General features: G+C 65.8%; 34 protein-coding genes. 22 read left to right on the top strand and 12 right to left on the bottom strand.

Annotation, left to right across the window (positions count from 1 at the left end; all coding sequences use genetic code 11):
• The first annotated feature begins 48 nt into the window (after positions 1–48).
• A complete protein-coding gene (locus ACWJI3_RS01230; RefSeq protein WP_480202565.1) occupies positions 49–834 on the top strand; it encodes a methyltransferase domain-containing protein in 786 nt (261 codons plus the stop codon).
• A 10-nt stretch (positions 835–844) separates the two neighbouring features.
• On the opposite strand, the gene ACWJI3_RS01235 is transcribed toward ACWJI3_RS01230, so the two are convergent.
• Positions 845–1,753 carry a lipid kinase gene (locus ACWJI3_RS01235; RefSeq protein ID WP_480202566.1) on the bottom strand — a complete coding sequence of 303 codons (909 nt, stop codon included), beginning with the start codon at positions 1,751–1,753 and terminating at the stop codon, positions 845–847.
• 504 nt (positions 1,754–2,257) lie between these two features.
• Between ACWJI3_RS01235 and ACWJI3_RS01240 the strand changes: the two genes are divergently transcribed.
• Entirely contained in the window at positions 2,258–2,473 is a 216-nt protein-coding gene (locus tag ACWJI3_RS01240; protein ID WP_094510861.1) for a Nif11-like leader peptide family natural product precursor, read from the top strand.
• A 174-nt stretch (positions 2,474–2,647) separates the two neighbouring features.
• Here the strand turns inward: ACWJI3_RS01240 and ACWJI3_RS01245 are convergent, their stop codons facing one another.
• A complete protein-coding gene (locus tag ACWJI3_RS01245) occupies positions 2,648–3,034 on the bottom strand; it encodes a hypothetical protein (protein WP_480202567.1) in 387 nt (128 codons plus the stop codon).
• Between the two features lie 96 nt (positions 3,035–3,130).
• On the opposite strand from ACWJI3_RS01245, the gene ACWJI3_RS01250 reads away from it, so the two are divergent.
• The 5 genes from ACWJI3_RS01250 to ACWJI3_RS01270 all read left to right on the top strand — a co-directional run bounded on the left by ACWJI3_RS01250 (position 3,131) and on the right by ACWJI3_RS01270 (position 5,700).
• Entirely contained in the window at positions 3,131–3,598 is a 468-nt protein-coding gene (locus ACWJI3_RS01250) for a TspO/MBR family protein (RefSeq protein ID WP_480202568.1), read from the top strand.
• Positions 3,599–3,611: 13 nt separating this feature from the next.
• A complete protein-coding gene (locus ACWJI3_RS01255; RefSeq protein ID WP_480202569.1) occupies positions 3,612–4,274 on the top strand; it encodes an HD domain-containing protein in 663 nt (220 codons plus the stop codon).
• 206 nt (positions 4,275–4,480) lie between these two features.
• The gene (locus tag ACWJI3_RS01260) at positions 4,481–4,621 is read left to right on the top strand and encodes a high light inducible protein (RefSeq protein ID WP_480202570.1); all 141 of its coding nucleotides are present in this window, start codon (positions 4,481–4,483) and stop codon (positions 4,619–4,621) included.
• A gap of 317 nt (positions 4,622–4,938) precedes the next feature.
• The gene (locus tag ACWJI3_RS01265) at positions 4,939–5,175 is read left to right on the top strand and encodes a chlorophyll a/b-binding protein (RefSeq protein WP_094510857.1); all 237 of its coding nucleotides are present in this window, start codon (positions 4,939–4,941) and stop codon (positions 5,173–5,175) included.
• A gap of 93 nt (positions 5,176–5,268) precedes the next feature.
• Positions 5,269–5,700 carry an RrF2 family transcriptional regulator gene (locus ACWJI3_RS01270; RefSeq protein WP_255099503.1) on the top strand — a complete coding sequence of 144 codons (432 nt, stop codon included), beginning with the start codon at positions 5,269–5,271 and terminating at the stop codon, positions 5,698–5,700.
• 75 nt (positions 5,701–5,775) lie between these two features.
• Here ACWJI3_RS01270 and ACWJI3_RS01275 read toward each other — a convergent pair whose 3' ends face one another.
• From ACWJI3_RS01275 to ACWJI3_RS01285, 3 genes are all read right to left on the bottom strand, one after another.
• Entirely contained in the window at positions 5,776–6,585 is an 810-nt protein-coding gene (locus ACWJI3_RS01275; RefSeq protein WP_480202571.1) for a class II glutamine amidotransferase, read from the bottom strand.
• A gap of 7 nt (positions 6,586–6,592) precedes the next feature.
• Positions 6,593–7,648, bottom strand: a complete 1,056-nt coding sequence (locus ACWJI3_RS01280; protein ID WP_480202572.1) for a sulfate ABC transporter substrate-binding protein — start codon at positions 7,646–7,648, stop codon at positions 6,593–6,595.
• A 123-nt stretch (positions 7,649–7,771) separates the two neighbouring features.
• A complete protein-coding gene (locus ACWJI3_RS01285) occupies positions 7,772–8,836 on the bottom strand; it encodes a sulfate ABC transporter substrate-binding protein (RefSeq protein WP_480202573.1) in 1,065 nt (354 codons plus the stop codon).
• Between the two features lie 194 nt (positions 8,837–9,030).
• On the opposite strand from ACWJI3_RS01285, the gene ACWJI3_RS01290 reads away from it, so the two are divergent.
• Positions 9,031–9,585 carry a Crp/Fnr family transcriptional regulator gene (locus tag ACWJI3_RS01290; protein ID WP_144036909.1) on the top strand — a complete coding sequence of 185 codons (555 nt, stop codon included), beginning with the start codon at positions 9,031–9,033 and terminating at the stop codon, positions 9,583–9,585.
• A gap of 172 nt (positions 9,586–9,757) precedes the next feature.
• Here the strand turns inward: ACWJI3_RS01290 and ACWJI3_RS01295 are convergent, their stop codons facing one another.
• Positions 9,758–10,822 (bottom strand): sulfate/molybdate ABC transporter ATP-binding protein, encoded by a 1,065-nt coding sequence (locus ACWJI3_RS01295; protein WP_480202574.1) that lies wholly within the window; start codon positions 10,820–10,822, stop codon positions 9,758–9,760.
• Between the two features lie 122 nt (positions 10,823–10,944).
• Between ACWJI3_RS01295 and cysT the strand changes: the two genes are divergently transcribed.
• Positions 10,945–11,814 (top strand): sulfate ABC transporter permease subunit CysT, encoded by an 870-nt coding sequence (gene cysT / locus ACWJI3_RS01300; RefSeq protein ID WP_480202575.1) that lies wholly within the window; start codon positions 10,945–10,947, stop codon positions 11,812–11,814.
• An 86-nt stretch (positions 11,815–11,900) separates the two neighbouring features.
• Positions 11,901–12,776: a sulfate ABC transporter permease gene (locus tag ACWJI3_RS01305; RefSeq protein ID WP_480202576.1), complete on the top strand. Its 876-nt coding sequence runs from the start codon at positions 11,901–11,903 to the stop codon at positions 12,774–12,776.
• Positions 12,777–13,110: 334 nt separating this feature from the next.
• Here the strand turns inward: ACWJI3_RS01305 and ACWJI3_RS01310 are convergent, their stop codons facing one another.
• Positions 13,111–13,683, bottom strand: coding sequence for a peroxiredoxin (locus ACWJI3_RS01310; RefSeq protein ID WP_094510848.1), 573 nt, complete (start codon positions 13,681–13,683; stop codon positions 13,111–13,113).
• Positions 13,684–13,832: 149 nt separating this feature from the next.
• Entirely contained in the window at positions 13,833–14,669 is an 837-nt protein-coding gene (locus tag ACWJI3_RS01315) for a hypothetical protein (protein WP_480202577.1), read from the bottom strand.
• A 76-nt stretch (positions 14,670–14,745) separates the two neighbouring features.
• On the opposite strand from ACWJI3_RS01315, the gene ACWJI3_RS01320 reads away from it, so the two are divergent.
• From ACWJI3_RS01320 to rdgB, 3 genes are all read left to right on the top strand, one after another.
• Positions 14,746–15,405, top strand: a complete 660-nt coding sequence (locus ACWJI3_RS01320) for an NAD(P)H-dependent oxidoreductase (RefSeq protein WP_094510846.1) — start codon at positions 14,746–14,748, stop codon at positions 15,403–15,405.
• 154 nt (positions 15,406–15,559) lie between these two features.
• Positions 15,560–15,934, top strand: coding sequence for a hypothetical protein (locus ACWJI3_RS01325; RefSeq protein ID WP_144036908.1), 375 nt, complete (start codon positions 15,560–15,562; stop codon positions 15,932–15,934).
• Positions 15,931–16,533, top strand: coding sequence for an RdgB/HAM1 family non-canonical purine NTP pyrophosphatase (gene rdgB, locus ACWJI3_RS01330; protein WP_480202578.1), 603 nt, complete (start codon positions 15,931–15,933; stop codon positions 16,531–16,533). Before ACWJI3_RS01325 ends, rdgB begins: the two co-directional genes overlap by 4 nt.
• A 67-nt stretch (positions 16,534–16,600) precedes the next feature.
• Here rdgB and ACWJI3_RS01335 read toward each other — a convergent pair whose 3' ends face one another.
• On the bottom strand, positions 16,601–17,311 hold the full coding sequence (locus tag ACWJI3_RS01335) for a BMC domain-containing protein (RefSeq protein WP_094510844.1): 711 nt from the start codon (positions 17,309–17,311) through the stop codon (positions 16,601–16,603).
• Positions 17,312–17,537: 226 nt separating this feature from the next.
• Between ACWJI3_RS01335 and ACWJI3_RS01340 the strand changes: the two genes are divergently transcribed.
• The 4 genes from ACWJI3_RS01340 (at position 17,538) to ACWJI3_RS01355 (ending at position 19,377) form a co-directional block, all read left to right on the top strand.
• Positions 17,538–17,837, top strand: coding sequence for a hypothetical protein (locus ACWJI3_RS01340; RefSeq protein ID WP_480202579.1), 300 nt, complete (start codon positions 17,538–17,540; stop codon positions 17,835–17,837).
• Between the two features lie 37 nt (positions 17,838–17,874).
• Positions 17,875–18,357, top strand: a complete 483-nt coding sequence (locus tag ACWJI3_RS01345; protein ID WP_233132800.1) for a hypothetical protein — start codon at positions 17,875–17,877, stop codon at positions 18,355–18,357.
• Between the two features lie 70 nt (positions 18,358–18,427).
• The gene (locus tag ACWJI3_RS01350; RefSeq protein WP_094510842.1) at positions 18,428–18,901 is read left to right on the top strand and encodes a VOC family protein; all 474 of its coding nucleotides are present in this window, start codon (positions 18,428–18,430) and stop codon (positions 18,899–18,901) included.
• Complete coding sequence (locus ACWJI3_RS01355; RefSeq protein WP_255099493.1) at positions 18,901–19,377, top strand: cupin domain-containing protein; 477 nt, start codon at positions 18,901–18,903, stop codon at positions 19,375–19,377. The genes ACWJI3_RS01350 and ACWJI3_RS01355 overlap by 1 nt, the downstream gene beginning before the upstream one ends.
• On the opposite strand, the gene ACWJI3_RS01360 is transcribed toward ACWJI3_RS01355, so the two are convergent.
• Genes ACWJI3_RS01360 through ACWJI3_RS01370 form a run of 3 tightly spaced genes read right to left on the bottom strand, consistent with a single transcriptional unit; the run spans position 19,356 to position 22,046 of the window.
• Complete coding sequence (locus ACWJI3_RS01360; protein ID WP_480202580.1) at positions 19,356–19,988, bottom strand: DUF2808 domain-containing protein; 633 nt, start codon at positions 19,986–19,988, stop codon at positions 19,356–19,358. The two genes, ACWJI3_RS01355 and ACWJI3_RS01360, sit on opposite strands and share 22 nt — an antisense overlap.
• Before the next feature lie 19 nt (positions 19,989–20,007).
• On the bottom strand, positions 20,008–20,736 hold the full coding sequence (locus ACWJI3_RS01365; RefSeq protein ID WP_480202581.1) for a DedA family protein: 729 nt from the start codon (positions 20,734–20,736) through the stop codon (positions 20,008–20,010).
• Positions 20,733–22,046 (bottom strand): glutathione S-transferase family protein, encoded by a 1,314-nt coding sequence (locus ACWJI3_RS01370; RefSeq protein ID WP_480202582.1) that lies wholly within the window; start codon positions 22,044–22,046, stop codon positions 20,733–20,735. Before ACWJI3_RS01370 ends, ACWJI3_RS01365 begins: the two co-directional genes overlap by 4 nt.
• A gap of 767 nt (positions 22,047–22,813) precedes the next feature.
• On the opposite strand from ACWJI3_RS01370, the gene ACWJI3_RS01375 reads away from it, so the two are divergent.
• The 5 genes from ACWJI3_RS01375 to ACWJI3_RS01395 all read left to right on the top strand — a co-directional run bounded on the left by ACWJI3_RS01375 (position 22,814) and on the right by ACWJI3_RS01395 (position 25,259).
• Positions 22,814–23,545, top strand: a complete 732-nt coding sequence (locus tag ACWJI3_RS01375) for a hypothetical protein (protein WP_480202583.1) — start codon at positions 22,814–22,816, stop codon at positions 23,543–23,545.
• Positions 23,546–23,704: 159 nt separating this feature from the next.
• Positions 23,705–23,983 carry a hypothetical protein gene (locus ACWJI3_RS01380; RefSeq protein WP_480202584.1) on the top strand — a complete coding sequence of 93 codons (279 nt, stop codon included), beginning with the start codon at positions 23,705–23,707 and terminating at the stop codon, positions 23,981–23,983.
• A complete protein-coding gene (locus ACWJI3_RS01385; RefSeq protein WP_255099489.1) occupies positions 23,967–24,101 on the top strand; it encodes a hypothetical protein in 135 nt (44 codons plus the stop codon). The genes ACWJI3_RS01380 and ACWJI3_RS01385 overlap by 17 nt, the downstream gene beginning before the upstream one ends.
• A gap of 240 nt (positions 24,102–24,341) precedes the next feature.
• Positions 24,342–24,647 carry an ArsR/SmtB family transcription factor gene (locus tag ACWJI3_RS01390; RefSeq protein ID WP_094511054.1) on the top strand — a complete coding sequence of 102 codons (306 nt, stop codon included), beginning with the start codon at positions 24,342–24,344 and terminating at the stop codon, positions 24,645–24,647.
• Positions 24,648–25,259: a pentapeptide repeat-containing protein gene (locus ACWJI3_RS01395; protein WP_480202585.1), complete on the top strand. Its 612-nt coding sequence runs from the start codon at positions 24,648–24,650 to the stop codon at positions 25,257–25,259.
• Positions 25,260–25,312 lie beyond the last annotated feature (53 nt).

Here is a 25,312-nt window from a genome sequence, read left to right on the forward strand (position 1 = left end):
GCCAGTGGCATGGTTGGGTGAGCAGCTGGATCCCACCGAGGGACGGCCATGACCGACATCCCCTCCGTGCCGTTGCCCATTGGCTTCCGGGATGTGGATGCCACTGCACCGGAGGCGTGCGTCCGCTGCCTCGATTGCCTGCACCAGTTGCCTGCCGGCCGTGCTTACAAGGCCCGCGCCCTCGCCGCGCTGCAGCTCGTGCCCGGATGCGCCGCGCTCGATGTGGCCTGCGGCCTCGGCGACGATGTGGTCCAGATGGTGGCTGCCGGCGCGCGTGCCGTTGGCGCCGACTGCAGCCGCACGCTGCTGGCTGCCGCCCAGACGCGCCACAGCACCACAGCGGCCAGCTTCCAGCTGGCGGATGCCAAGGCCCTGCCATTTGTCTCCGGCAGCTTTGATGCGGTGCGCATCGACCGGGCACTGCAACACATCGCGCAGCCGGAACTGGTGGTGAAGGAGATGGCCCGCGTCACCCGCCGGGGCGGGGTGGTGCTGTGCGCTGAACCCGATTGGGGCACGTTCCTGCTGGGTGGTCCCCACGGCGGGGTGAGTGAGCGCATCCAGCACGACTGGATCCGTTCGTTCCAGAACCCCTGGATCGGCCGCGCCCTGCCCGACCTGCTGAGCGCTGCCGGTGTTGGCGAGCTGCAACGCGAGGAGATCTGGCTGCCCACCCACGGATTCGCGGAATCGGATCTGCTCTTCGGCATTGAGGACAATGCCCGCAAGCTCGCCGCTGAGCAACCTGAGGCGCTGGACTGGCTTGAGCATTACCGCGACGGCGAGGCCTACGCGGGCGTGCTGATGCTGATCAGCTGGGGGCGGAAGCTGTAAGCGGCTGGCGTCAGTCGTCCGCCGTCGAGGTGGGCGCCGGCACAAACACGTCGAGCACGGCGGGGCACAGCTCAAACACGGCAGGGGTTTTGGTGGTGACCTCTCCGTCGGTGTTGACGCGCTTCCGCAATCGCGTGTGCACCTCGAAGGTTCTGCCCTGCCAGCGGTGGATGCCGAAACGGGAGTTGCCACGTCCAGACTTCAATGCCGGCAGCACGAAGAAGAGTTGCCACCAATGGGGGATTTCCAGGCTGTAGAGATCCAGCCGCTGGTCGTCGATGGCGGCATCCTTCACCACGGTGAGCCCACCGCCGTAGAACACTCCGTTGCCTACGGCGATCTGCAGGGTACGGCGATGGAGGATCTGCTCCCCATCGATATGGATCTCGGCATCGAAACGTCGCAGCGTCAGCAACGCCTTCGCCGCCGCGATCCCATAGGCAAGGATTCCCCAACGCTTCTTGAGGTCTTTGGAGAGCGCATCTGTGATCTTGATGCTCAACCCGCAACTGGCCACGTTGAAGAAATACTTGCCATTCACCCGGCCAAGGTCGATGGTCTGGCGATGTCCGTTGGCTACCACGCTGCAGGCCTCGGCCAGCGTCGGAGGCAGATTCAGGGTGCGGGCCAGGTCGTTGGCCGTGCCCAGAGGCAGGAGGCCCAGGGGAAGGTTTGTCTCCAGCAGCGCATCGATCGCCAGGTTCAAGGTGCCGTCGCCACCGCCGATCACCACAGCAGACACCTCGTCCTGGTGCCAACGAATGCAGTGCGAAAAATCTTCTGACCGCATCACCTGCCCAATGATGTATCTCACGCCCAGAGAGTTGAAGGCCGCCACCACCTCACCGAACCGTTCAAGCCCCTGCTTGGAGTGAAGATTGATCAACAGGAGGATGGGTTTTCCCGATCTGTCTGCCATGGCGTGGCGTATGGATCAAGTCGCTGATCGACTGTAGGGGTGGCTGAGGAATTGTGTGCCGCTAGGCCAAACAGAACACGACCAGGTTGTATCGAGCAAGTGAGTCCTCAGCCAAGACGTGCAACAGCGAGCAACGCAACGACTGAGAGGGCATCACCTGCTGAGTCATCACCTGCTGCGTCATCACTCGCTGAGCCATCACCGGCTTGATACATCAGACATTCAGTGACATCCAACCCAGCCCGCCCCTATCAAGCCCCAATGTCACAGCTTCCAGACCATCCTCTCAACGATTGCTAGGTAGGCCTTGTCTTCGGTTTGCGTTTGCCTGCCTTCGTTCACACCTTTCGCCTGTGAGCACTAGGGATCACCATGGCAAGCGCCCCTCCAGGATCTGCGCCCGATGCGCCATGCACCGAGCCCTGCTTCCGCTTGCACCTGACCTCGCCGTCAGATGCCGTCACATGCCGTCAGGGACAATGCTGGCAGGTTGGCCTGGGCCCCATGTCGCGCGAACAGCTCAAGGCCTTTCTCCTCCGCATGCAGAACGACGCGGCGTTGAAGCAGCAGGTGCTGGCGGCTTCCACAGCCGACGACGTGGCTCAGATCGCCATCAAGCTGGGTTTTGAGTTCTCAGGGGACGAGCTGCTGCGGGCGTCCGGCCAGAAATTCGACAAGGTGACGGTACGCAAGAACGACGTGCCTGGCGAATACAGCTGAGAGCGGAACACACCCTCGGGCCTGCATGGAACCCATCCTGCGGCCGCCACAGAGAACACACCACAGAGAACACACCACAGAGAACACACCACGGCAGAGCACAACAAGGCCCAGCACAACAAGGCCCAGCACTGCGAGCCCCTGCATCCAACGTCATCCCTTCCTTCTGAGCCTTCACAGTGCCGTGAAGGTGAGCGGTTCGTAGCGGGCCAGGCTCAGCCGCCAAAGTCCTTCGCCCCGTTGGCGCAGCTGATCGAGCAGCACCGCGGTGTCGCCATCGCGGATCCAGCGGGCCTTGAGTGCTGGCAGCTGCTCCTGCATCACTGCCAGAGGGAGCTGCAGCAGCAGCAGGCTGGCGTCGCCGCCGCAACGGCTCATCGGCTGTGCGTCGCTGCGCTGCCACAAGCGGACCAGCAGCTCCAGGGCCAGGGTCTTGCCCGACTCGCCCGGGCCTGAGCCTGGGGCGATCGCCTCCTTCTGTGAGAGGCCATTGAGCGGCATGGCCCGCTGACCTCCCTGCTCGAGCAGGGCCAGACAGATCAGATAGGGCGCATCAGCCACGGCAGCATCCACAGACTCCGGGTCCAGCTTGGGCGGTCGCGGTGGGGCCCACGCGGCGAAGGGCGCGCCAGGCTGGAGCGGACTGTTTCGAGCGCCATGGTCGCTGCCCTGCTGATCCTGCTGGTGATGGTGGCGGTGGGGGTGCTGCTCAACCCCGGACGGGACCAGTTCGCCTGGTTCATCCGCCTGCGCCGTCCCGCCTGGCTCACCTTTGAGCGCCTGATCCCGGCGATCTGGGTGGCGATCTACGCCTGCTTCTATGCCTCGGCGCTGCTGGCCTGGGATGCCAGCCGGAGCTGGGGGCTGATGGCGGGCTACTTCGGGCTTCTGGTCTTGGTTCAGAGCTACACCTGGCTGATCTGCCGCACGCGCCGCCTCGCCAACGGCACCGCTGTGGGTTTCGCCGGCTGGGTGTGGGGTCTGGCGCTCACCGTGGTGGTGTTGCAGATGTCAGGGCTGGCAGCCCTGCTGCTGGTGCCATATCTGCTCTGGAGCCCGGTCGGCACCTTCGTGACCTGGCAGATGCAGCAGCTCAATAGCGGACGCCCCCAACGCTTTGAGTGACCCCGCGCAGCCCATGGTGATCACGAGCCGCTACAGCCAGGCCCTGCTCTGGGCCGATGAACTGCACCGCCCCCAGCGCCGCAAGGGCAAGCCGAACGTGCCGTACATCTCCCACCTGATCGCCGTCAGCGCCCTGGTCTGGGAAGACGGCGGCGATGAAGATCAGGCCATTGCGGCGCTGCTGCACGACGCCATCGAAGATGCGGGCGTCAGCCAGCACCAGATCGCCGCGCCGTTCGGCGAGCGGGTCGGGCGCATGGTGGCGGATTGCACGGACACCAGCGGGGCTGTGGTGGCGGGCGGAGAAAAGGAGCCCTGGATCCTGCGCAAGACGCGCTATGTGGAGCACCTGCAGACCGTGTCGCTGGATTCTCTGCTGGTGACCGCCGCCGACAAGGCCCACAACGCCCAGGACATGGTGCTGGATGCCCGCCGCAAGTCCGACAGCTGGACCCGCTTCAACGCCGGTCTCGATGGCACTGTCTGGTATCTGCAGCAGATCCATCACACCCTCAACCAGCGCCTGCCCCACAGCCGCTCGAATGAACGGCTGGGCGAAGCGCTCAAGGAAATGATGGGCAGTGAGGCCTACCTCCGCCTGGTTCCTGCTGGGGTGGCAGCTGAGGACTGGGCCGGTAGCTATCTGGAACGGCTAACGGCGGACTCTCTCTTCTGAGTGAGCTGGCTGCGGGATTGGGCTGCGGAGTGGGTTGAGGGGCTGGGCCGTGCCGATCCCCATGGCAGAGCGCTGCAGAGGAACGGTTGGAGCTGCTGGTTCGATCGGATCGGCGTGATCGGATCGGAGGCCAGCCCGTGTTCGTCGGCCGGCCGCCCACCCCCTTCACAATCTGTTACAGTCAATGAAACATTCCGCAACACCCCATGGCTGAATCCTCCCGCTTCGGTTTTGTCGCCTTCGCCGAAACCTGGAATGGCCGCATGGCCATGCTCGGCTTCGTGATCGGGCTCGGCACCGAGCTGCTCACCGGTCAGGGCATCCTTTCCCAGCTCGGCCTCTCCTGATCGTCATGGACACCGATTACACCGCTTCGATCGCCGCTGTCTTCGCCCTCGTGGTGGTGCTCACCGGCATGGTGACCTTCATGCTCACCCGCCCCAGCGACCTCGCCTCGAAAAGCCAATGACCGCCACCCTCGCTCTCGTTCTGTTTGGCACCTGGTTGGTGGGCGCCCTGCTCCAGCCCGCTCCGGCTTCCGACTGACGGCCGGTTTCAGACTGACAGCCGCTTTCAGGCTGACGTTCTCTTCCTCGCCAGACCTGCAGCACCCAGGCTGGCGTTCCTCTTTCTCCCGCTCACCCCATCCCCCGCCCCTCCAGCCATGACCAACACCCCCATCAACGCCCGATACGCCCCTGAGCGGGATGAGCAGCAGCTGCACATGGAGCAGCTCCAGCGCGCCGAGCGCTTCAACGGCCGCGCCGCCATGCTCGGCATCGTGATCGGCATCCTCACCGAGGCCCTCACCGGCGCCGGCATCGCCCACCAGATCGGCCTCGGTCCGCTCGTCGACGGTTACGTCGCCTGCCGCACCCAGTTCCTGCCGTTCTGCTTCTGAGCCCGGCTGCCTGCTCGTGCTCAGGCCTGGGCAGGCTTTCCTACCGGTGAAGTGTCTTTTGCCTGGCACAGTGGAACGTCGGTAACAAGGGCCATGGCGTTCAGCGCGAAAACGGAATATGGCCTGATCGCCCTGATCGATCTGGCCGATGCCCATGGCACCGGTGAACTGCGGCAGACCGGTGACATCTGTCGCCGGCATGGCATTCCGGTGCGCTATCTCGAGCAGATGCTTACGGCCCTGCGCAAGGATGGCTTTCTGACCAGCATCCGCGGACCACGCGGTGGTTTCCAGCTGGCCCGGCCGCCCGGGGACATCACCATCGCTGCGGTGGAGATCTGCCTGGAAGGTGAATCCAGCAATGAGCGCCAGGGCGACCGCGACGACCCGGAATTTCAGGTGCTCAAGGCATTGGATCAGAAGCTGGAGGAGGCGCGCGCGTCGTTGCTCTCCAGCACCACCCTGGCCGATCTGCTGGTGGAACGAAACAAACGGCTCCAGCCCCAGCCGATGTTTTACATCTGAGCGCTCGCTGCTGACTTGAGGGCTTGCATCAGCAGCCTGAGTTGTGAGCTCACGCACAAACCCTGAGCGCCACGCTCACACCTGAACACTCTGCAATTCCTTCCTGCCGGGCTGCAGGCGGCGCCGGATTTCCCCGTCGATCAGCAGCATCGATTCCCCGCGCGCGAAGGGCTGCCACTGTTCATCGGTGGTGAGCGGCTCGGTGCTGAGGATTGTCACCACATCCTTGGCGGTTGTCACGCAGGAAAAATCCACCTGCAGGGGCACATCGGCCAGGGTGGCCCTGCCAAACGGCGCCCGGCGGGTGAGCCAGTGCAGCCGGGTGGTGGCGCTGGCGAACAGCCAGCGGCCATTGCTGATCAGTACATTGAAGGTCCCCCTCTGTGCCAGCTCGGCGGCGCAGTGGTGCAATAACTCGAAGAGGGCGGCGGGATTCTCCGGATCGGGCTGGGCCGCATCCAGCTGCTGCAGGATCCAGCAGAAGGCTGCTTCGCTGTCGGTGCTGCCGCAGGGGCGGTGCTGATCTCCCAGCGGAATCTCCCCCTGCAGATCCCCGTTGTGGGCGAACACCCAGCGCTGGCCCTGCCAGGACCGCGCAAATGGATGGCAGTTGTCGAGGGCCACCACACCGCGGGTGGCCTTGCGGATGTGGGCGATGCTCACCAGTGCCTTGGGAGAGCGCTCCGCCAGCTGATCCGCCAGGGCGGAGAAGGCGGCGGGGGCGTCCTCCCGCAGCACGGTGAGGCCATGGCCATCGGGGGTGAAGCTGGCCAGCCCCCAGCCGTCGGCATGCTCGCCGGTGGCCCCCCCGCGGCGGCTCAGGCCTCGGAAGGAGAAGCCCATGTCGGTGGGGGTATTGGCGTTCAGGGCCAGCAGCTCACACATGGTCGGCTCAGCGGGTGTTGGCGAACAGACGGTCCCAGAGCCCGCCGTCGCCGAAGAACTCCTTGTTCACCTTGGGCCAGCCGCCGAAGTCGGCCACCGTGAAGAAGGTCTTCACTGGGGCAAAGCGACCCTTCACGCGCGCCCAGACCGTGGGGTTGGTGGGGCGGAATCCCTCCTCGGCAAAGACGGCCTGGGCCTCTTCGCTGAACAGATAGGCGGCCAGGGCCTCGGCGGCCTTGCGCGTGCCCTTGCGCTCCACCACCTTGTCGACCACGGCCACAGGACCTTCGATGCGGATGTTGAGCTCCGGCACCACGAAGGGATCCTTGAGCACACCGCTGCGGGTGGCCAGGATCGCCTCGTTCTCGTAATTCAACAGCACATCCCCCTGGTCGCGCTTGAGGAACACGTCGGAGGCTTCGCGGGCATCCTTGGGCAGGTTATCGACGTTCCTGTACACGCTGGAGACAAACGTCTCGGCCTTTTGCTGGCTGCCGCCGGACTGGGTCACCGAGCCCCACAGGCCCAGGAAATTCCAGCGGGCACCCCCGGAGGTTTTCGGGTTGGCTGTCACCACCGTGAGGCCGGGCTTGTTCAGATCCGCCCAGCTGGCGATGCGCTTGGGGTTGCCGGGCCGCACCAGGAAGGCCACGGCGGAGTTGGTGATGATGCTCGCGTTGGGGAATTCCTTTTCCCAGCCGGGATCCACAAACCCGGACTCCTCGAGTTTGTGCACGTCCGCGGCCAGGGCCAGGGTGACCACATCGGCATCGAGGCCATCGATCACCGCCCGGGTCTGGGTGCCGGAACCGCCGTAGCTGGTTTTGATCGCGAGCTCCTGGCCTGTTTTCGCCTTCCAGGACGCGATGAACTTCGGCAGCAGGCGGTCGTAGGCGCCTTTGGTGACGGCGTAGCTGACCAGCAACAGCTCCTGCCGTTCGCCGCCGCTGCCGGCCGCGTCGCCAGCGGCGCCCGGGGCTGGCGTCGAGCCGCCGCAGCTGGTCAGGAGCAGCAGGGAACCTGCCGCGGAAAGGGCGAGCAGGCGCAAGGAAGACTTAACCACGTATTCCGGTCGGAAACTCGCCGTAAAGATACCACGGCAATCCGATCGGAAACTGTATTCAAGCCATCGGCCCCAGGCCGCGTGGGCTGGGGCTGGGGTTGAAACCGGGACTGGCGCCGCTGCTCAGCGGGTGGCGCGGAAGATCTGATCCCAGATGGCGCCATTGGCAAAGAACTTGCTGGTCACCGCAGGCCAGCCGCCGAAGGTGTCGATCGTGAAGGCCTTGAAGGCTGGGAATCTTCCCCGGGCCAGGGCCTTGCCGGCTGCGGTGGCGGGCCGAAAGCCGTTGTCCACGAACACTCTCTGAGCTGGGGCGGTGTAGAGAAACCGGGTGAAGGCCTCCGCCACCCGACGGCTGCCACGCCGGTCGACCACCCTGTCCACGACGGCCACGGGCTGGGCCGTCAGCACATTGGGCGAGAAGGTTTTCCAGGGTTCCTTCCACTCCCCTTTGCGCCTGGCCAGGATCGCTTCGGTTTCCCAGTTGAGCAGCACATCTCCCTGGTTGCGCTTGAGGAAGAAGTCGGTGGCTTCGCGGGCATCCTTTGGCAGAACTTCGGCGTTCTTATAGACATCCCGGATGAAGCTTCTGGCCTTGGTCTCGCTGCCGCCCGGCGACTGGGTGACGGCTCCCCAGAGGGCCACGAAGTTCCAGCGGGCGCCCCCTGATGTTTTGGGATTGGCAGCCACCAGATTCACATCAGGGCGTGCGAGATCAGCCCAGCTGTTGATCCGTTTGGGGTTCCCCTTGCGCACGAAGGCCACCACCGTGGAGTGGATCGGCGCCGCATTGTTGGGCAGTCGGTTCTGCCAGCCCGGCCTGATCAGGCCGGCCCGTTCGATCGCCAGCGTGTCGGCGGCCAGGGCCAGGCTCACCACATCGGCCTCCAGCCCATCGATCACGGCACGGGCCTGGCTGCCGGAGCCGCCATAGCTGCCGCGGAAGGTCACGGTCTGGCCGGTCTTCTGTTTCCAGTCGGCGGCGAACAGCCGGAAGATCTGGTCATAGGCGTTCTTGGTCACCGCATACGACACCACCGTGAGCGTGATCGGTTTGGGCGGTTGCTGGGCCTGGGCGATGGAGCCATGCAGGTGGACGGCGGCGCCGGCCGTCAGGGGCAGGAGGGCCAGTCCGGTGAGCAGCAACTGGCGGCGCCGCAAGGGGGCCGGCGTCGAAGAATCAAACACGGTTCGTCGATCGGGAACTTGTGCAAGTTATGGCGACTGCGCCTGAGGTGGTGTGCCTCAAAATACCGGTACCTCGATCGGAAATAAGTCATAGTCTCCGGCAGTTGCTTGCCCCCCATGGCCTGTTCGTCGCGAATGCCCCTGTTGCTCGCTTTCGCCGTGCCCGAACCGCCACCCCATCGCCCGCCGACACCGTGACACCTTCCCTGCACCACAGCCCCTTGCAGCTGACGCTCCACCCTCAGGACGTGCTCCCCGAAGCGATGAGCTGGCGCCTGCATGAGGGCTACGTGCGTTCTGTGGCCTGGGATCTCGAAGGCGAATGCCTTGCCCTCGGCCTCTGGGGGCCTGGCGAGGTGATCACCTCTGAGGATCCCGTGATCCAGCCCCTTGAACTGCAGTGCCTCACCACCGTGGTGGTGGAGCACATCACCTTTGAGCCCGGGCTTCAGCAGCAGCACCTGCGCAGAGAACGCCAGATGCTGGCCGAACTGCTCACCATCCAGCGGATCCGCGCCGGCGATCGCCGCCTGCTGACGCTGCTCACCTGGATCGCCCGGTCCCATGGGCAGATCAACCGCCATGGCTGCCGCCTGTCGTTGAGTGAGCTCAACCTCACCCACCGCGGTCTGGCCGAACTCTGCGGCCTCACGCGCGTCACCGTGACCAAACTGCTCAGCCGCTTTCGCGCCGAAGGCCGCCTCGTCGCCGTCGGTGACAACGATCTGCTGATCCCCCGCCAGCCATGAGCGCCGTCACCCCTCCCTGGTGCCTCCATTGGGGCCGCGACGGCGAACTCGACAGCCGCGATCGCCAGGACGTGCTGGACGCACTGCTGGTTCAGGAGCAGGGCCTGGCCCGCCTGCTGCTCCATCAGGCCCGGCCAGGTGCGCTGCCACCGCGCCCGCCCGGAGCTGAGGCTCAGATCACGAAGTCGGACACGAAGGTGCGCGCTTCCCGGCTGGTGATGTGCAGGGCATCGCCGGCCTTGAGGTCGTGGTAGTCGATGCGTTCGCGTGGCAGCTGGGCCATCACCACCTCGCCACTGCCGAGCACCAGTTCGGCCTGGATGTCACGGCCCATGTGAGTGAGCCGGCGCAGCACCGCCGGCACGCTGCCGCTCTGGGCGGTGCGGTGCAGCTCCAGATCATGGGGGCGGATGAACAGATTGCCTTTCTGCTGCTGCTCGCCGGCAACGGCAGCAGCGTCCGCCTCGGCGGCACCGCCTGCAACAGCGGCACCACTGGGGGCCAGTGGAACGTGGGCCGGCAGCACGTTCACCGCACCCACGAAACTCATCACGAAGGGGCTGGCCGGCTGGTCGTAGATCTCCGCGGGGGAGCCGATCTGCTCGACCCTGCCGTTGTTCATCACCACGATGCGATCCGCCACCTCCATGGCTTCTTCCTGGTCGTGGGTCACGATCACCGTGGTCACGTGCATCTCGTCGTGCAGGTTGCGCAGCCAGGCGCGCAGTTCCTTGCGCACCTTGGCGTCGAGAGCGCTGAACGGTTCATCCAGAAGCAGCACACGGGGCTGTACCGCCAGCGCCCGGGCCAGGGCCACCCGCTGACGCTGGCCGCCGGAGAGCTGGGAGGGGTAGCGGTTGCCGAACCCCTGCAGTTGCACCAGCTCCAGCAGTTCATCGACGCGGCGTCGAATCGTGGCAGGGCTCCAGCCACGCAGCTCCAGCCCGAAGCCCACGTTCTGACGCACGCTGCGGTGCTTGAACAGGGCGAAGTGCTGGAACACGAAGCCCACCTGCCGATCCTGCACCGAGCGGCTGGTGGCCTCTTCGCCGGTGATCCAGATGCGGCCGTCGTCAGCCTCCTCAAGGCCGGCGATCAGGCGCAGCAGGGTGCTTTTGCCTGAACCGGACGGCCCCAGCAGAGCCACCAGCGAACCCGTTTCCACGTCGAGGCTGACATCGTCGACGGCGCGGAAGGAACCGAACTGTTTGCTCACACCGGCAACGCGGATGCCCATGACAGAGGGAGGCGGTGAACGACCGCCGCACGCTACAGCAATAGTCCTATTTCCCACCGGCGTACCGTTGAACTAATCGGCAAACGGTGATACGGTCCCGCCAACCGCTGCCGTCTTCCGCCATGACTCCTGTCCTGCTGGTCCGAGCCCGACGACTGGAGCTGCCCAGCTGGTTGCAATTGAGCTGGTCGTGGCGGATCACCTGGCTCTACATGGCCTTCGTGCTGTTCCTGCCGCTCGGAGCCCTGGCCCTCAAGGCCGCCTCCGTGAGCCCGGAACAGTTCTGGCGGCTTGCCACGACCCCCGAAGCACTGGCCACCTACCGGGTCAGCTTCGGCCTGTCGCTGCTGGCCGCCCTGCTCAACGGGGTGTTCGGGCTGGTGATCGCCTGGGCCCTGGTGCGCTGCAGCTTCCCCGGCCGGCGCCTGCTCGATGCCCTGATCGACCTCCCCTTCGCCCTGCCCACCGCCGTGGCGGGCCTGGCCCTGGCGGCGATCTACAGCACCAACGGCTGGATCGGCGGACCCCTGTTCGCTCTGTTCGGGCTGAAGGTGTCGTTCACCTGGCTGGGGGTGGCGATCGCGATGGTGTTCATCTCCCTGCCCTTCGTGGTGCGCAGCGTGGAGCCGGTGCTTGAGGCCCTGGAACGCGACCAGGAGGAAGCCGCCTGGTGCCTGGGCGCCAGCCCCAGACAGACCCTCACCAAGGTGGTGCTGCCGCAGCTGATGCCCGCGATCCTGGCCGGTGTGGCCCAGGGCTACAGCCGCGCCGTGGGGGAATACGGCTCGGTGGTGATGATCTCCTCCAACGTGCCGTTCAAGGATCTGATCACCCCCACCTTGATCATCCAGAAGCTGGAGGAATATGACTTCGAAGCCGCCACCGTGATTGGCATGGTGATGCTCGGCTTCTCGCTGGTGAGCCTGCTGATGATCAACGGCCTGCAGGTGTGGGGACGCCACTGGGAAGCCAACCCTGCCACCGGCGCCTGAGCAGTGCGGTGGCTGTGAGCAGTTCGTTGGCTGCGTTCAGCCCGTTCAATCCAATCAGCCCTTGAATCGTTACCCCTGAGATTCCGATGCCTTCACCGTTGCGTGGTTTGCGCCTGCCTGTGCCCAAGTTTCAGGCTGCCAGCCTGATTCCCGTGATCGCCATGCTTTATGTGGGCGTGATCATCCTGCTGCCAGCTCTGGAGGTGGTGGCCGGCGCCTTCGCCAAGGGGCTGGCACCCTTCATCGAGAACTTTCAATCCGAGGAACTGCGCTCGGCAGTGATGCTGACGCTGCGCTGCACCGCCATCGCCGTGCCGGCCAACACGGTGTTCGGCCTGGCGGCGGCCACGGCCATCGCCCGGCGCCAGTTCCGCGGCAAAGCCCTGCTGCTCAGTGTGATCGACCTTCCCTTCTCGATCTCACCGGTGGTGGTGGGCCTGATGCTGGTGCTGCTCTACAGCCCCACCAACGGACTGCTCGGTGGTGTGGTCAGCAGCTTGGGCTGGAAGATCATCTTTTCCTGGCCCGGCATGGCCCTGGCCACGATCATCGTCACCTTTCCGTTCATGGCGCGGGAGGTGATTCCGCTGCTGGAGGAGGAAGGCTGGGACCAGGAAGAGGCGGCGCGCACCCTCGGCGCCTCCAACTGGCAGGTGTTCTGGAAGGTGACCTTGCCTTCGGTGCGCTGGGCGGTGGTGTACGGGCTGATCCTCACCACAGCCCGCGCCCTGGGTGAATTCGGCGCGGTGGCCGTGGTGAGCGGCAATATCGCCGGCCAGACCCAGACGCTGCCGCTGTTCGTCGAAGATGCCTACAAGCAGTACAACACCGAACTGGCCTATGGCGCGGCCCTGGTGCTGGCCGGTGCCGGCCTGGTATCACTGCTGCTGAAGCTGTTCGTGGAGCAGCTCATTGGTGGCGCCCGCAAGGAGAGCGTTGCCGAGCCGGAGTCGATCAGCTGACAGGTGCCGCCACGATCGACATGGTGCTGTCAAGGATGCAATGGTGTGGCCGAAAGACCAGGTGCGTGTCTGAGCGCGCAGTGGTAGGGCCAGCAGCGGAGTGGCAGGGCCAAAAGCGAGAGGCTGCGGCCATCAGCGCCATGGTGTTGCACGGAGCTTAGTGGCGTTGCAAGGAGCTGATGTGTGCCGCCAGCCTCATAAGGATTCAGCCCGGCCTTCAAGAATTCCACGGGCCGCAATCGTTTCCCTCGGACATCCTTCAGCCAAGACAAAAGCCCAGCGGCAAACCGCTGGGCAAGCAGAACAGGTGAGCCCGGAAGCTCAGCTGAGGCGATCAGCCCACGAAGGCACGCACCGGTGCTGACACGCCGGGCGACTGGGTGCCCTTCAGGTAGGCAAGCATGGTGTCGGCATCCGACACTTCAAAGGGGTCGCTGGCGCAGTTGTCTTCGTAGCCGGGCTCCACGAACAGCTTCTCGATCGTGCCGTCATTGACGAGCATCGAATAGCGCCAGGAGCGCAGACCGAAGCCCAGATTGCTCTTCTCCACCAGCATTCCCATCTTGCGGGTGAATTCGCCGTTGCCGTCAGGCAGCAGGAACACCTTGTCGGCGCCCACTTGCTTGCCCCACTGGTACATCACGAAGGCGTCATTCACTGAGACGCACACGATCTGATCCACACCCAGGGCCTGGAACTCGGCGGAGAGCTCCTCATAGCGGGGCAGGTGGTTGGAGGAGCAGGTGGGGGTGAAGGCCCCGGGCAGGGAGAACACCACCACTTTCTTGCCCTTGAACAGGTCGTCGGTGCTCAGATCCTGCCAGCGGAAGGGGTTGGGGCCCTCCACGGATTCGTCGCGCACGCGTGTCTTGAAGATCACGCTGGGAACACGGTCGATGACAGCCATGAAAGGGAATGCGGAACGTACAGATCGCTGCAACGCCTGGGGGCGTCGTCGCGGTCAGATTAAGTCATAGTCATTTCGGATAAGCGGCGTGAAGGGTCGGTTTTCGCCACCTCCTCCGCCCATCAGCGCTGCAGGGTTCGCCACGTGGGTCATGGCGCTCGCGGTGGCTGGTGCCGGCTCAACTCCCAGCGGCTCAGGTGATGGGCGGCGTCAAAACTGAGGCAGACCTGCGCAAAGTGATCGGCCCGCAGCAGGCAGCCGAACTGGAGCTGAAAGGGTCCGGCGGGCAGGCGATCGGGCAGCGAGCACACCAGGTTGTCGTCGAAGGCGGCGGTGTGGCAATGGAGGGCGAACGCAGCCGGCTCAAAGCCACTGATCGGCGCGGCAGCGGAGGGCTCCTCCGGCCAGACCCCCGGTTCAAGCACGTGCCGCTCACCCGGCCAGCCGCACACCCGTTCCAGCAGCTCGTCAGCGGAAGCCAGCGGGCCCCGCGGCGGATCGATCGAGCCCCGCTGACACCGGAACGCTGTGGCGCCAACCGATTCAAGCTGGACGGCGCCGTCACTCATCGGCTCAAAAAGAGCGATCAGCATCGAGCGGGAGCGGCCGCTGAACAGGTTGATCTCGTGGCCGCAGCGGGCCACGTCACTGGTCATCGTCAGGCTCGACTGGCCTCCCGCCCCGGGGAATTGCCAGCAGCTGCCACTGCTGTTGTAGGTGTTGCGGCTGAGCGGCAGGATCCGCTCGTTGCCAGGGGCGAAGCGCAGGCCGGTGCCGTGCCAGGTGCCGTGGTCGGCATCGCTGAACGCAATGGCATAGGTGCTCTGGGGAATGTCCAGCGAAGGCCGCTGGAAATCAAAGCCGCTGGGCTGACGGAGATACCAGCGGGTGGGCCCTTGCCAGTGGCCATCGAAATTGGCGCGGTTGAGTTCCCACTGGCGCTTCTTCCCTAGCGCCTCCCGATCAGAGCCAGGCGGCCTTTCCATTGGCTCAGCCTATCGATCACGGCCGGCCAAACCCACCACCTGTGGCCAGAATCGCCTCAACCCGGCACCACCTTGCATGCGTCCCACTCCCGCCACCGACCCCCTCACCGTGCTGGAGGCTCTGCAGTGGCGCTACGCCACCAAGATGTTCGATGCCGCGCGCACCATTCCCGCTGAGCTCTGGAGCAACCTTGAGCAGTCGCTGGTGCTCAGCCCTTCCTCTTACGGCCTGCAGCCGTGGAAGTTCCTGGTGATCGAGGATCCTGCCCTGCGCAGTGAGCTGCGTCCCTTCTCCTGGAACCAGTCGCAGATCACCGACGCTTCCCATCTGGTGGTGTTCCTGGCCAAGCGCACGATCGACGGTGCCGATCTCGATCGCCTGATCGAGGCCACCAGCACGATCCGCGAGCAGCCGATCGAGCAGCTGGCCTTCTATCGCTCGATGATGCAGAAAGACCTGCTCGATGGTCCCCGCAGCGCCCTGATCGATCAGTGGTCCACCAACCAGCTGTACATCGCCCTTGGGACCTTCATGACGGCGGCCGCGCTGCTCGGCATCGACACCTGCCCGATCGAGGGCTTTTCTCCCCCCGACTACGACCGGCTGCTGGGGCTTGAAGCCTCCCCCTACCGCAGCGCAGTGGTCTGCGCCGCCGGCTACCGCTCCGCTGATGACAAGTACGCCAGCCTGGCGAAGATCCGTTACTCCACAGCGGAGTTGATCGAGCACCGCTGAAGGCGTCGGCCTGCGCAGCCGCCGCATGCCGCTGCCACTCCGGGCTGAGCCACAGCCCTCTGGTTGGCCTCCCCGCTCGCCCGCGCCCGCGCCAGCTTGGGCGAACGCTGAGCGAAGATGCGGGGATTCGCTGACCCCCATGGCTCGATTGATCATGGTTCTCAAGCCCCGCGGGCCGGCGGCGGAACAGGATCTGATTCCCGTTCTGCTGCCTGCGCTCGTTCAGCTGGGCACCGAAATCGATCAGCAGGGGCCCGTCCACCTGAGTGGCCTGCTGCGCGTGCCGCCCCAGGGGCTGGCGGTGCAGCTGTTCGCCGATGTGCAGCCCCAGTCGGATGGCCCCGAACTGGATGTGGTGCTGATGAGCGGCGAAGCCATGACCAAGGGCGCACCGCTCACCCGCCAGACCCTGCAATCCCTGATTGATCTGCTGCCGCTGCATGCCGCCGGCCTGGAGCTGATCTTCCGCTCCGACCGCGACGGCCCGCTGCCGCGTCAGAAGCGTGCTCCGGCTCCCGCCAGCCGGTGATCCGCGCCGTTGGGGATGGGGGGCCGCTGCTGGTGATCGCCAGCAGCAACCGGCACAAGATCCGCGAGCTTGCGGCGATGCTGGAGGCGGCTCGTCTGCAGGTGCTGCCTCAGCCCGACGGGCTCGAGGTGGAGGAAACGGGCGCCACCTTCGCCGAGAACGCCCGGCTCAAGGCGGAAACCGTGGCCGCCCTCACCGGCCGCTGGACCCTGGCCGATGACTCCGGGCTGTGTGTCGATGCCCTGGGCGGCGCGCCGGGCATCTACTCGGCCCGCTACGCCCCCAGCGATGCCGAGCGCATCAGCCGGCTGTTGCAGGAGCTTGGTGACACCCCCTACCGCAGTGCCGCCATCGTGTCGGCGCTGGCGCTGGCGGATCCCAGCGGCCGCACCGTGCTGGAAGCCGAGGGCATCTGCCGCGGCGAGATCCTTACCCGCCCGGTGCAGGCCCCTGGCTATGGCTACAACACGCTGCTGCATGTGCGCGAGGCCGGCTGCACGCTGGCCGAGATGAGCACCCATCAGCTCGAGAAGCTCGGCAGCCGCGCCAAGGCCGCCCGCCAGCTGGCCCCGGAGCTGCGCCGGTTGCTGGGCGTTTGAGCTCTGCCGGCTGCGGAGCCTGTCCGCAGCGGATCATCAGCGCCACACCCTTCGGCCAGGGTGGCGGCTAGCGGTTGATCACCTCGATCGCGCGCATGGCTGCGGCATAGGCTTCGTCCACATCGCCTTCGCGGCCCGCAAGGGTGAGGCGGCCGTAGGCGCCCACGGCTTTCACATCCACCACGGTGATGTTCGACGACTTCTCTGCCTCGTTGGCGGCGATCAGCACGTAGCCGGCGGGCTCGGTTTCCAGGATGAACATGCTCATGCCCGACTGGATCATGGAGCCGCGGCGGTTCTGGCGGTTGATCAGCACCGCATGGTCGGGGGTGATGGCGCGGATGATCTCCGACCAGGTGACCTCGCAACGCCCGCGCCGCTCCACCGTGGTGCCCATGGCATCCACCACCGCCTGGCCGGAGAGCAACACGCTGCTCTGATCGCGGTGATAGAGCGCCAGCGAGCCGAAGGCCCGCTCCACCACCTTCTGGCCGAGCCGCACGGTGCTGGCCTTCAAGGCGATGTCGGTGAGGCGGTGCACCGCCATGCCCGGTGCCACCTCCAGCCAGAGGCAGGCATCGCCGGGGATCGGCAGGAACCCCTGCGACACCGTGCCCATGTAGGCCGCCAGCTGGGGCTGCAGCGAATCGAGGAACACGTAAGCCCTCAGCTCGATCTCCGCGCCCAGCTGAATCGAGGGGCTATGGCTGCCGGTGAGACGCGTGAGGCTGGACCGGCGGGCGGGCTGCGCTCTGGAGTCGCCGGGGCTGAAGGACACGTTCGCTGGCAGTGGGATCGATCGGCGGACGGGATGCAATCGGCTGGATTCGCCTCCGCCGCGCCTGTGCACCGCAGGCCGATTCCCCTGGACGTGGGGCGTTCAATTGGTGCGGATCCTACCGTTCGGCCCCCACCAGGCCTGGCTGCGCGGGGCTCGGTGGGAAGGGCTACAGCAGCGTCCGCCAGCGCCGCTATCACAGGGGCCTGCCGCTGCATCGCTCGCCATGCTCACCCCCACCACCCGCTTGAAGCTGCAAGCCATCCTGCGCCGCATCGAAGCGGCCCAACCGGTGACCCTGCAGGAACGCATCTATCTCCAGAAGTTCGCCAGCCGCGATGGCGCCGTGGCCAGCTGGGTGCGCCGAACCGAGCGGCGGCGTCTGCACGACGCAGACGATGGCCTGGATCGCCTGCTGGGCGATCTGGATCTTGCCGATCCCGATCCTGCAGCCCCATTTCATCCCGATCACGATGACATCGGCGACTGGTTCAGTGGCGCCCCCCACTGGTTGAAACGCAGTTGAACCGGTAATTTCCGGCCACGTGTGTCTCTTTCCGGTCATGACCACCAAGCGCACCAGCTCCGCCGCTGCCACCACCGGATCCACCACGCCGATCCCGCGCGACCCGAACGGCGGCGGGGATGGGTCGTTCGCCAGCTGGATCGCCGGCGCGATCGATCAGGGCGTCAAGCCGGAGCAGGCGCTGGCGGTGGTGGGTCTGGGTCTGATGCGCGGCATGGGCGGCGCGGCGATCGGCCTGCCAGTGGCCCAGGCCGATGGCTTCGATCTGGAAAGCCCGGTGCAGCTCCAGTCGATGAAGGGGCGGCTTGAAGCGATCGCGCTGGCGATCAGCACCGGCGCTCCCCTCTCCACCCATGAGGTGGGTCTGCTGCTGGGCGCCCGTCCCGGCGCTCCCCGGGTGCGGCGTGCCGGTGTGGTGGCCGAGCGCATCGGCCGCAACGTCTGGCAACTGCGCCGCTCCAGCGACGACGAGCGTTCCTCCAACGCGGGCTTCAGCGAAGGCTTCCGCCGCCGGCTCTGAACGCAAGCCTTCAGGCTGGTCCGAGCGTGTGCGTCCCTTTCTGTGATGACCGCGCCGGCGCTTTCCCCTCATGACCGCGCAGGCGCTGTTCCATCTCTCGTTTCCGGCGTTCGACCTCGACGCCACCGAACGGTGGTATGTGGAGGGCCTTGGCTGCCGGCGCGGCCGCCGCAGCGCCACGGCCCTGGTGCTGGGCCTCGGTGGCCATCAGCTGGTGGCCCATCTGGTGCCGGCCGAGGGTGCTGAGGGGTCTGATCCGCCGCAGCGGGGCATTTACCCGCGCCACTTCGGCTTGATTGTTGCCGACGCCAGCCACTATGAGGCCCTTGAGCAGCGGGCACGGCAGCAGCAGCTGCGCTTCGGGGTCTCTGCCAAGACCCGCTTTGCCGGCGAGATGCTGGAGCACCGCAGCTTCTTCCTGATTGATCCGGCCGGCAACTGGCTGGAATTCAAGTGGTATCTCCATCCCGAGGCGGTGCTCGGCCTGGCCGACCTCGATCGGGTGGGCGAAACCGCCCCGTCTCCTGCCCCCCTGCCGCCGTGATGAACGAGCTGATCGCCGAGCTCAACCTGCTGCCCCACCCGGAGGGCGGCTTCTACCGGGAGATCCATCGCTCGCCGTTGCAGGTGCACCGCGAGGACGGCGCCGCGCGCGCCGCCTTCACCGTCATTCATTTCCTGCTGCCGGCGGGGGTGACCAGCCGCTGGCACCGCGTGAACGGCGCCGAGGAGAGCTGGCATCACCTGGCCGGTGCGCCGCTCCTGCTCTGGCGTGGGGCAGAGGATCCCGCCATCGCGCCGCCAGAGCAGCTCGAACTCGGCCCGCGCCACCCGGACCGTCCGCAGCAGGCGCCGTTTCAGCTGATCCCGGCCGGCTGGTGGCAGGCGGCCCGCAGCAGCGGCGCCTGGACCCTGGTGCACTGCTGCGTGGCGCCGGGCTTCAGCTTCGAGGATTTCGAGCTGCACCAGAGCAGCGAAGACCTGCTGCCGCAGCCGGATCAATACCAGTCGGGGGTGTAGATGCGCACCCGGCCCACCCCCACGGGGCTGGCCACCGGCTGCGGCCCCACCGGAAACGCCCGCACCGTGTAGAGGTAGGTGTCGGCCACGATCGGGTTGCGTACGGGCCGTAGCGACACGGTCACGGTTTCGCCGGGCATGGGCGGCTGGGGGAAGCGGATCAGAAACTGACGCCGCGCCTCATCGAAGCTTGCCTCCACCGGCACGGACCTGCCTTCGCGGCGCGGCTTGCCGATGAAGGCGCGGGTGCGGCTGGCGTCGAAGTCGAATTGCCAGTCGGCACCACCGATCTGCTGAACCTCCAGCGCTCCCAGCGCCGCACCGGCCTGCTCCGGCATCGGAATCGTGAGGTAGTACTCCGGCCAGGGTTGGGAGACGTTCGAGCTGTAGGTGATCAGGCTGAGCTGAAACGGGGCTTTCACGAAGTAGGTGGAGCCGCGGATTTCCACCGCTGCTGCCTGGCGCTCAAGCGTGGCCGGGGGCAGCGCGGCAGCCAGCAGCAGCGCCACGCTCACCAACGCTCCCGTTGCCGGCGCTAGGCGGCGTTGGATGTCGCTGAATCGCCAGGTGCGTGGGAGGACGCCAAGGCGCCTGCGGGTGGGGTGGAGCATGGGCGGAGCGCGGAGCGCCTCAGGGGGTGGCAGGGTCGCTGGGGCCGGCGTTGGCGGGGGGCACTGCGGCTTGCGGCGCGGCAGATTCCAGCAGGGGCGATTCCAGCCGGCTCAGCAGGCGGGGCAGCAGCAGGATCAGCACGATCAGCAGCAGGGCGCCGAGGCCGAAGCCCACCACACTCGAGAGCATGCGATCCAGGGGAATCCAGCGCCCGCCCAGCCAGGCCAGGGACACCATCGTGGTGGACCAGAGGGCGGCACCGGCGAAGTTGAACAGCAGGAAACGGCCATAGGGCATGCCCACCGCGCCGGCCAGGGGACCGGCGATCACCCGCAGCACGGCAACGAAGCGCCCGAGCAGCACCGAGGCATCCGCATGGCGGAGGAATCGGCGCCGCAGCACTTCCATCTGCTCGGGCCGCTGGCCCAGCAGGCGGCCTACCCGCAGCACCAGCGTCCAGCCGGCCCACCGCCCCACCAGATAGCCCAGGTTGTCGCCGATCACCGCACCCACCAGGGCGGCGCCGATCACACCCCCCACCTGCAGCTGGCCGCTGCCGGCGGCGTAGCCCCCCAGCAGGGTGAGGGTTTCACCGGGCAGCGGCAGACCGGCGTTCTCCAGCAGCATGCCGGCAAACACCACCAGGTAGCCCCAGCGGCTCAGCAGCCCCTGCAGCTGCTCGGTGCTGATGTCCGGCAGTGTGAACGCCAGAGGCAGCTGTGCGAGCAGCTCCAGGCTGATGGTCATGGCCGGTTCCGCCCTGCCACGCTGCGGCTGTCGCTGGTGAGCGTCGCGTCGCGATGGAAGGCGGCGGGATTCTGGTCGCGGCGGTGGCGCAACGGGAGTGCCGGCGCAGCGGGAATGGCAGCGGCCGTGCCTGCCGCCATCGCCACGATGGCGCTGTCGGCGGTGGCGGTGAGGGCCTGACGCAGGCGCCGGGCTGCATGGAGCGACATGTCCCGCGGCACGCTGATGCGGTCGCGCAGATAGCGCAGACCCATCACAGCACCGGGATCGATCGCGGCAGGCAGCGGGCAGGGCGTGTCGCGCATCAGGGCTGTGAGCGCGCAGCGCAGCGCCAGATCGAAGGCTTCGGCTGGGGCGGGATTCACGCTGGCCAGGGTGTGCCGGTGCCGCAGCACCCGCTGCAGCGCTTCAGCTGCCGCACCGGCGGGCTCGGGGACAGAGGTTTCCGGATCGGGTGCACCGAGCGGCCAGGGTCCATGGTCGACCCGCTCGGCTGCTGCCTGCTGGGCGGGCGTGCCGCTGGGGTGGCACCCCCCCATCTGGGGTGGCAGGTCGTGGGCGTGGGTGTGGAAGTCGCTCTGGGTGCCCCGGTAGGTCTCCCGGGTTTCCATGGCCTCGAACCAGCGGGCGATGGCGCCGTGCCGCTGCCGGATGGCATAGGCCTTGTAGTAGTAGAGGCTGGCGCTCATGCGCTCGATGTAGGGAGTGAACACCACATCGGCGGTGCCGAAGCGTTCAAGGAAATAGGGGCCGGCAGTGGTGGCGAGGGCGCCATCCACCCGTTCGGCCACCCGATCGAAGGCTTCAGCGGCGAGCTGTTCGGCGCGGGGGGTGAGGCCGGGCCGGCAGAGCCAGAGGCACCAGGCCCGGAACAGCTCCCGCTCCAGCTGGCGCAAGGGCAGCACGCGCGCATTCAGCAGCCCATCGCCGAGAGGCCCGAAGGCCTGCTCCAACGCCGCGAGGATGTCGTCGCTCTCGGTATGGAGGCGGCCATCCAGCTCGACGGCAGGCAGCATGCCGGAGGGAACCAGGTTCCCGTACCAGGCCTCCTTTTCTCCGTAGCAGAACATCGTGACCTTGCGGACCCTGTAGGGGATCCGTTTCTCCTCCAGCCATAGCCACACTTTCTGGCAGTAGGGGCACCAGGCGTGATGGTCCCTGTACAGGGTGACGCGCACGGCACTCTCCGGCTGCCCGAACAGGCGCAGCCGCGATTGGGCATTGCACGGACCCTCCACCCTGTCGGGGGGGTCAGGTGCCAGCGCTTCCAGGTCCGGCCAGCTCAGGGGAATGGTGGAAGGGTCCGGCAAGGGACGTGGTGGAGTGCGTCCATTCACGGTAGAGGGCAGGGCAGGTCTGCCGAACCGCACTGGGACCGATCAGGCCGGCTGGGTCAGGTTCAGAAGGGCCGTCACTCTCTGGCTGTGTCGAGCAGGCAGAGCGCCTCAGGGTCCCGACGCGCACCGGTTCACACGGGCCCATGTCCCCCCGCAGGGTTCATGGTGAATGGATAACCAAAGCCAAGCCGACTCGCGCAACAAATAGCACAATTTCATGGATCATTTGTCACAGTGTCTTCCCCTTCCTGGGTAAGCGCCACCAAGACGCCATGGATGGAGAATTGGAAGCGCAATCACCCATGGACTGCCCACTGCAAGAGGAGTGGATTTCATCATCTGACTTCATGAAGATTGTGGATAGCCGGTTCACCCAGCAAGACGTGGCCGTTCCGGACAATCCAGGCCCTCCGGGTCTGGGAGCTGCCAATCACGCCAGGAGTGGCCCTGAAGAACCGGACTATTGGCATTAAAAAGTAATGCGGCTTAACTATTTTCTGCATACTCGCCAAAAGCTGGTCAACTTCTGAGCAGGAATTACGCTAATGGCTCCATCAGGCTGTTGAGTGGTGGCAGATTCTTCTGCTTCCGTGCCTGCCCGCATGAATGAACGGCTAGACACCAGGATGGTGATGCGGTGGCTTCCTCTCTACGAGCTGTGCTCCTACGCGGGAAGTTGCAACCGGGCCGCTGCGGATAGCAGATACTCCCAGGCCACCTTGAACCGGGCCCATCGTTGTTTGGAAGAATTGCTCGCCAAGGCGGAGGGCCGCCATCTTTATGATCTGCTCGATACCCTGCGGATGGCAGCTCAGAAGATGCGCACAGCCGAGGGTGTGTGCCGGGTGGAGGCTGATCCCTTCATTCGATTTGGTGGCAATGGCTTCATGATGGAGCGCTGGGCGCGCACCCATGCGGACATCTCCCGAAGCCTGCAACTGCTTAGTGAGCGGGTTTGTGATGCGTTCGTTGGCTCCATCTACGAGCTGGATCTGGAGCGGGGTCGCAAGATTGTGCACTTTCGTGGCCAGCAGATGCTGGCGGAGGCATTGGTGCGTACGCCGCTCTGGCGGTTAGCCCCACGCCATACGGCGGCAACACTCGGCATCAAGGATTCTGAACGCTTGGCGTTGGAGCCAACACTTCATCATCCGCGTCTGGTGCGTCGCCTGGAAACCAATGGTTACCGCATCCTCCCGGCAACGATCCGTAAACCTCGCCAGCACGACTACACCGTGGCCAGGGTGGTGAACCAACTCCAGGTGAATACTCTGCCCAAGCCCTATGTCTATTGCATGCTTGATCAAGCCCCGATTGACGATGATGTTATCGGCATCGTCTACAGCGCAACCTATGCCGAACAGCAACAGTCGTTTAGGGTCCTGATGCAGCAGATGACCCAGCACTTACGACAGTGCCTGGAAGATGAATTGCTGCTTTCCAAAAACAACCTCTCGTCGCTCATCAGCTGATGTAGGCTTAGTGCATCGGGCCGCTCAAAACGATCCTCAGAACCTCTGCTCTGTGCAGGCCACATGCTGTTAGCAGCTGGGGGGAGCACTGCAAGCTCGCTGATCGCAGACGCCGGTTTGGGGGCGGTGGCGGTTGTGTGCGCCTCAGTGATCCCTGACATGGCCGTGGAGAGGGTGCGGATGGTCGCCAGGTTTTGCCGTCTGGCCAGGCAGGTGTTGCTGAAGTCTGCAGAAGAGTCAGCGGATTTGTTTCCTGACTTTCCTGTTGGTTTCGCCACTGGTTCGCACCAGTCAACGGTGTGGGCGATGTCGCGCTGGGCATCGGTTGTTCGGCGGGAGGATGATTTCTATCGCTTCACGTGGATCATGCAGACTCTTGTGATCGAAGTCGGGGTTAGTGATCACTCCATCCTGCTCAGGCATGATCAGCGGCATTGATCGCGGCAACGTTCAGGTTCAGCTCAAGGTGAAGACGGCGGCACCGAGCATCAAGCGCGAGGCCAGCGCGCGCATCCCAGCCCGCGCAATAGGATTGGCTCAGTACACCTTCGCGTGAAGATGGTGCTGATGATGGTTGCTCGCCCGACGAGCAGCGATTGCGGATAGGTAGAGGCTTTCGTGGTGCCTCAACTGAACTCAACTCTTGTGCCGTTCTCTGGTGTGCTTCGTTTCCACGGCGCAAACCCACTGCCTTGCCGTTAGGCAGCCCGGCAAGAGGAGTTGACCCTGCGAGCTGTAGGCTCACCACGTTCGTGAGCGTCTGGACACGAAGGCGGTGGAAGGGCGTGAAGGCATGATGGAAGCTCTGGCAGAACACTTCAAGGTCTTTTCTGAGCCCAGTCGTCTGCTCGTGCTCCAGTGTTTGCGCCACGGCCCCCTGAACGTCACGGCGGTGGTTGAAAAGACCGGCCTCAGCCAGGCACTCGTGTCAAAGCACCTCAAGCTGCTCATGATTGCCGGTGTGGTTCGGCGGCGGCCGGAAGGCAGCCTGGTGTTCTACGAAGTGATTGATCCCAACGTGTTCCAGCTGATCGCCGCCTGCCAGGACCTCCTGCTCGCAGCCCGCCGCCAGCAACTCGACGCCCTCTCCACCAGCCTCTGAATGCCTACCCGGCTGCCCGCCACCATCAACGACCTGCGCCTCTCCTTGGCGGCCGGTGAACGGGCGTTTCCAGGTCTGGCCTTGCCTGAAGCCGATGCGGTGGAGCTTGTGCTCGCGGGTTGCGACCTGCGGGGCGGCCAGTTTCGGGCCATCCGGCTCGGCCACGCCGATCTGCGCGGCAGCCAGCTGGAAGGAGCCTGTTTCCAGCAGGCATTGCTGTGGGGCGCTGACATGCGCCAGCTCATGGCCCACGGCAGTTCCTGGCAGGAGGCCGATCTCTCCGGCGCCCGCATGCAGGGTGCGGAATTCAATGGCGCTGCCCTGCATCGCAGCTGCCTGCGGGGCATTGCGGCGGCCGGCAGCGTGTGGCGTCAGGCGCGTCTGGTGGAGGCGGATTTCCGCCCCGGGCAGGATCAGCCCACCGACCTGAGCGGTGCCGATTTCACCGACGCTGACCTCAGCTTTGCCCGCCTCTCCGGGGTGCGGCTGCAGGGGGCCCGCCTTGTGGGGGCCTGCCTGTATGGCGCCGATCTCCGGCAGGCCGACCTGCGCGGCGCCGACCTGAGCGGCTGCGACCTGCAGACCTGCCAGCTCGATGAGCTGCCGAGCTGAGTGCCAGGCCGGCACGGGGGCACGCCCCGCCCTGCATGATTGAAGCCATCGTG

Source organism: Marcopretia estuarina LEGE 06307 (assembly GCF_056633115.1).

Bases quoted from the DNA above. Each gene is read 5' to 3' on its own strand.
- ACWJI3_RS01265 (WP_094510857.1), top strand. From the start codon at position 4,939: ATGACCAACACCCCCATCAACGCCCGATACGCCCCTGAGCGGGATGAG.
- ACWJI3_RS01345 (WP_233132800.1), top strand. From the start codon at position 17,875: ATGACCACCAAGCGCACCAGCTCCGCCGCTGCCACCACCGGATCCACC.
- ACWJI3_RS01305 (WP_480202576.1), top strand. From the start codon at position 11,901: ATGCCTTCACCGTTGCGTGGTTTGCGCCTGCCTGTGCCCAAGTTTCAG.
- ACWJI3_RS01270 (WP_255099503.1), top strand. From the start codon at position 5,269: ATGGCGTTCAGCGCGAAAACGGAATATGGCCTGATCGCCCTGATCGAT.
- ACWJI3_RS01250 (WP_480202568.1), top strand. From the start codon at position 3,131: ATGGTCGCTGCCCTGCTGATCCTGCTGGTGATGGTGGCGGTGGGGGTG.
- ACWJI3_RS01240 (WP_094510861.1), top strand. From the start codon at position 2,258: ATGTCGCGCGAACAGCTCAAGGCCTTTCTCCTCCGCATGCAGAACGAC.
- ACWJI3_RS01235 (WP_480202566.1), bottom strand. From the start codon at position 1,753: ATGGCAGACAGATCGGGAAAACCCATCCTCCTGTTGATCAATCTTCAC.
- ACWJI3_RS01255 (WP_480202569.1), top strand. From the start codon at position 3,612: ATGGTGATCACGAGCCGCTACAGCCAGGCCCTGCTCTGGGCCGATGAA.
- ACWJI3_RS01260 (WP_480202570.1), top strand. From the start codon at position 4,481: ATGGCTGAATCCTCCCGCTTCGGTTTTGTCGCCTTCGCCGAAACCTGG.
- ACWJI3_RS01395 (WP_480202585.1), top strand. From the start codon at position 24,648: ATGCCTACCCGGCTGCCCGCCACCATCAACGACCTGCGCCTCTCCTTG.
- ACWJI3_RS01295 (WP_480202574.1), bottom strand. From the start codon at position 10,822: ATGGGCATCCGCGTTGCCGGTGTGAGCAAACAGTTCGGTTCCTTCCGC.
- ACWJI3_RS01360 (WP_480202580.1), bottom strand. From the start codon at position 19,988: ATGCTCCACCCCACCCGCAGGCGCCTTGGCGTCCTCCCACGCACCTGG.
- ACWJI3_RS01390 (WP_094511054.1), top strand. From the start codon at position 24,342: ATGGAAGCTCTGGCAGAACACTTCAAGGTCTTTTCTGAGCCCAGTCGT.
- ACWJI3_RS01355 (WP_255099493.1), top strand. From the start codon at position 18,901: ATGAACGAGCTGATCGCCGAGCTCAACCTGCTGCCCCACCCGGAGGGC.
- ACWJI3_RS01310 (WP_094510848.1), bottom strand. From the start codon at position 13,683: ATGGCTGTCATCGACCGTGTTCCCAGCGTGATCTTCAAGACACGCGTG.
- ACWJI3_RS01365 (WP_480202581.1), bottom strand. From the start codon at position 20,736: ATGACCATCAGCCTGGAGCTGCTCGCACAGCTGCCTCTGGCGTTCACA.
- ACWJI3_RS01275 (WP_480202571.1), bottom strand. From the start codon at position 6,585: ATGTGTGAGCTGCTGGCCCTGAACGCCAATACCCCCACCGACATGGGC.
- ACWJI3_RS01380 (WP_480202584.1), top strand. From the start codon at position 23,705: ATGGCCGTGGAGAGGGTGCGGATGGTCGCCAGGTTTTGCCGTCTGGCC.
- ACWJI3_RS01350 (WP_094510842.1), top strand. From the start codon at position 18,428: ATGACCGCGCAGGCGCTGTTCCATCTCTCGTTTCCGGCGTTCGACCTC.
- ACWJI3_RS01315 (WP_480202577.1), bottom strand. From the start codon at position 14,669: ATGGAAAGGCCGCCTGGCTCTGATCGGGAGGCGCTAGGGAAGAAGCGC.
- ACWJI3_RS01230 (WP_480202565.1), top strand. From the start codon at position 49: ATGACCGACATCCCCTCCGTGCCGTTGCCCATTGGCTTCCGGGATGTG.
- cysT (WP_480202575.1), top strand. From the start codon at position 10,945: ATGACTCCTGTCCTGCTGGTCCGAGCCCGACGACTGGAGCTGCCCAGC.
- ACWJI3_RS01385 (WP_255099489.1), top strand. From the start codon at position 23,967: ATGATCAGCGGCATTGATCGCGGCAACGTTCAGGTTCAGCTCAAGGTG.
- ACWJI3_RS01340 (WP_480202579.1), top strand. From the start codon at position 17,538: ATGCTCACCCCCACCACCCGCTTGAAGCTGCAAGCCATCCTGCGCCGC.
- ACWJI3_RS01320 (WP_094510846.1), top strand. From the start codon at position 14,746: ATGCGTCCCACTCCCGCCACCGACCCCCTCACCGTGCTGGAGGCTCTG.
- ACWJI3_RS01325 (WP_144036908.1), top strand. From the start codon at position 15,560: ATGGTTCTCAAGCCCCGCGGGCCGGCGGCGGAACAGGATCTGATTCCC.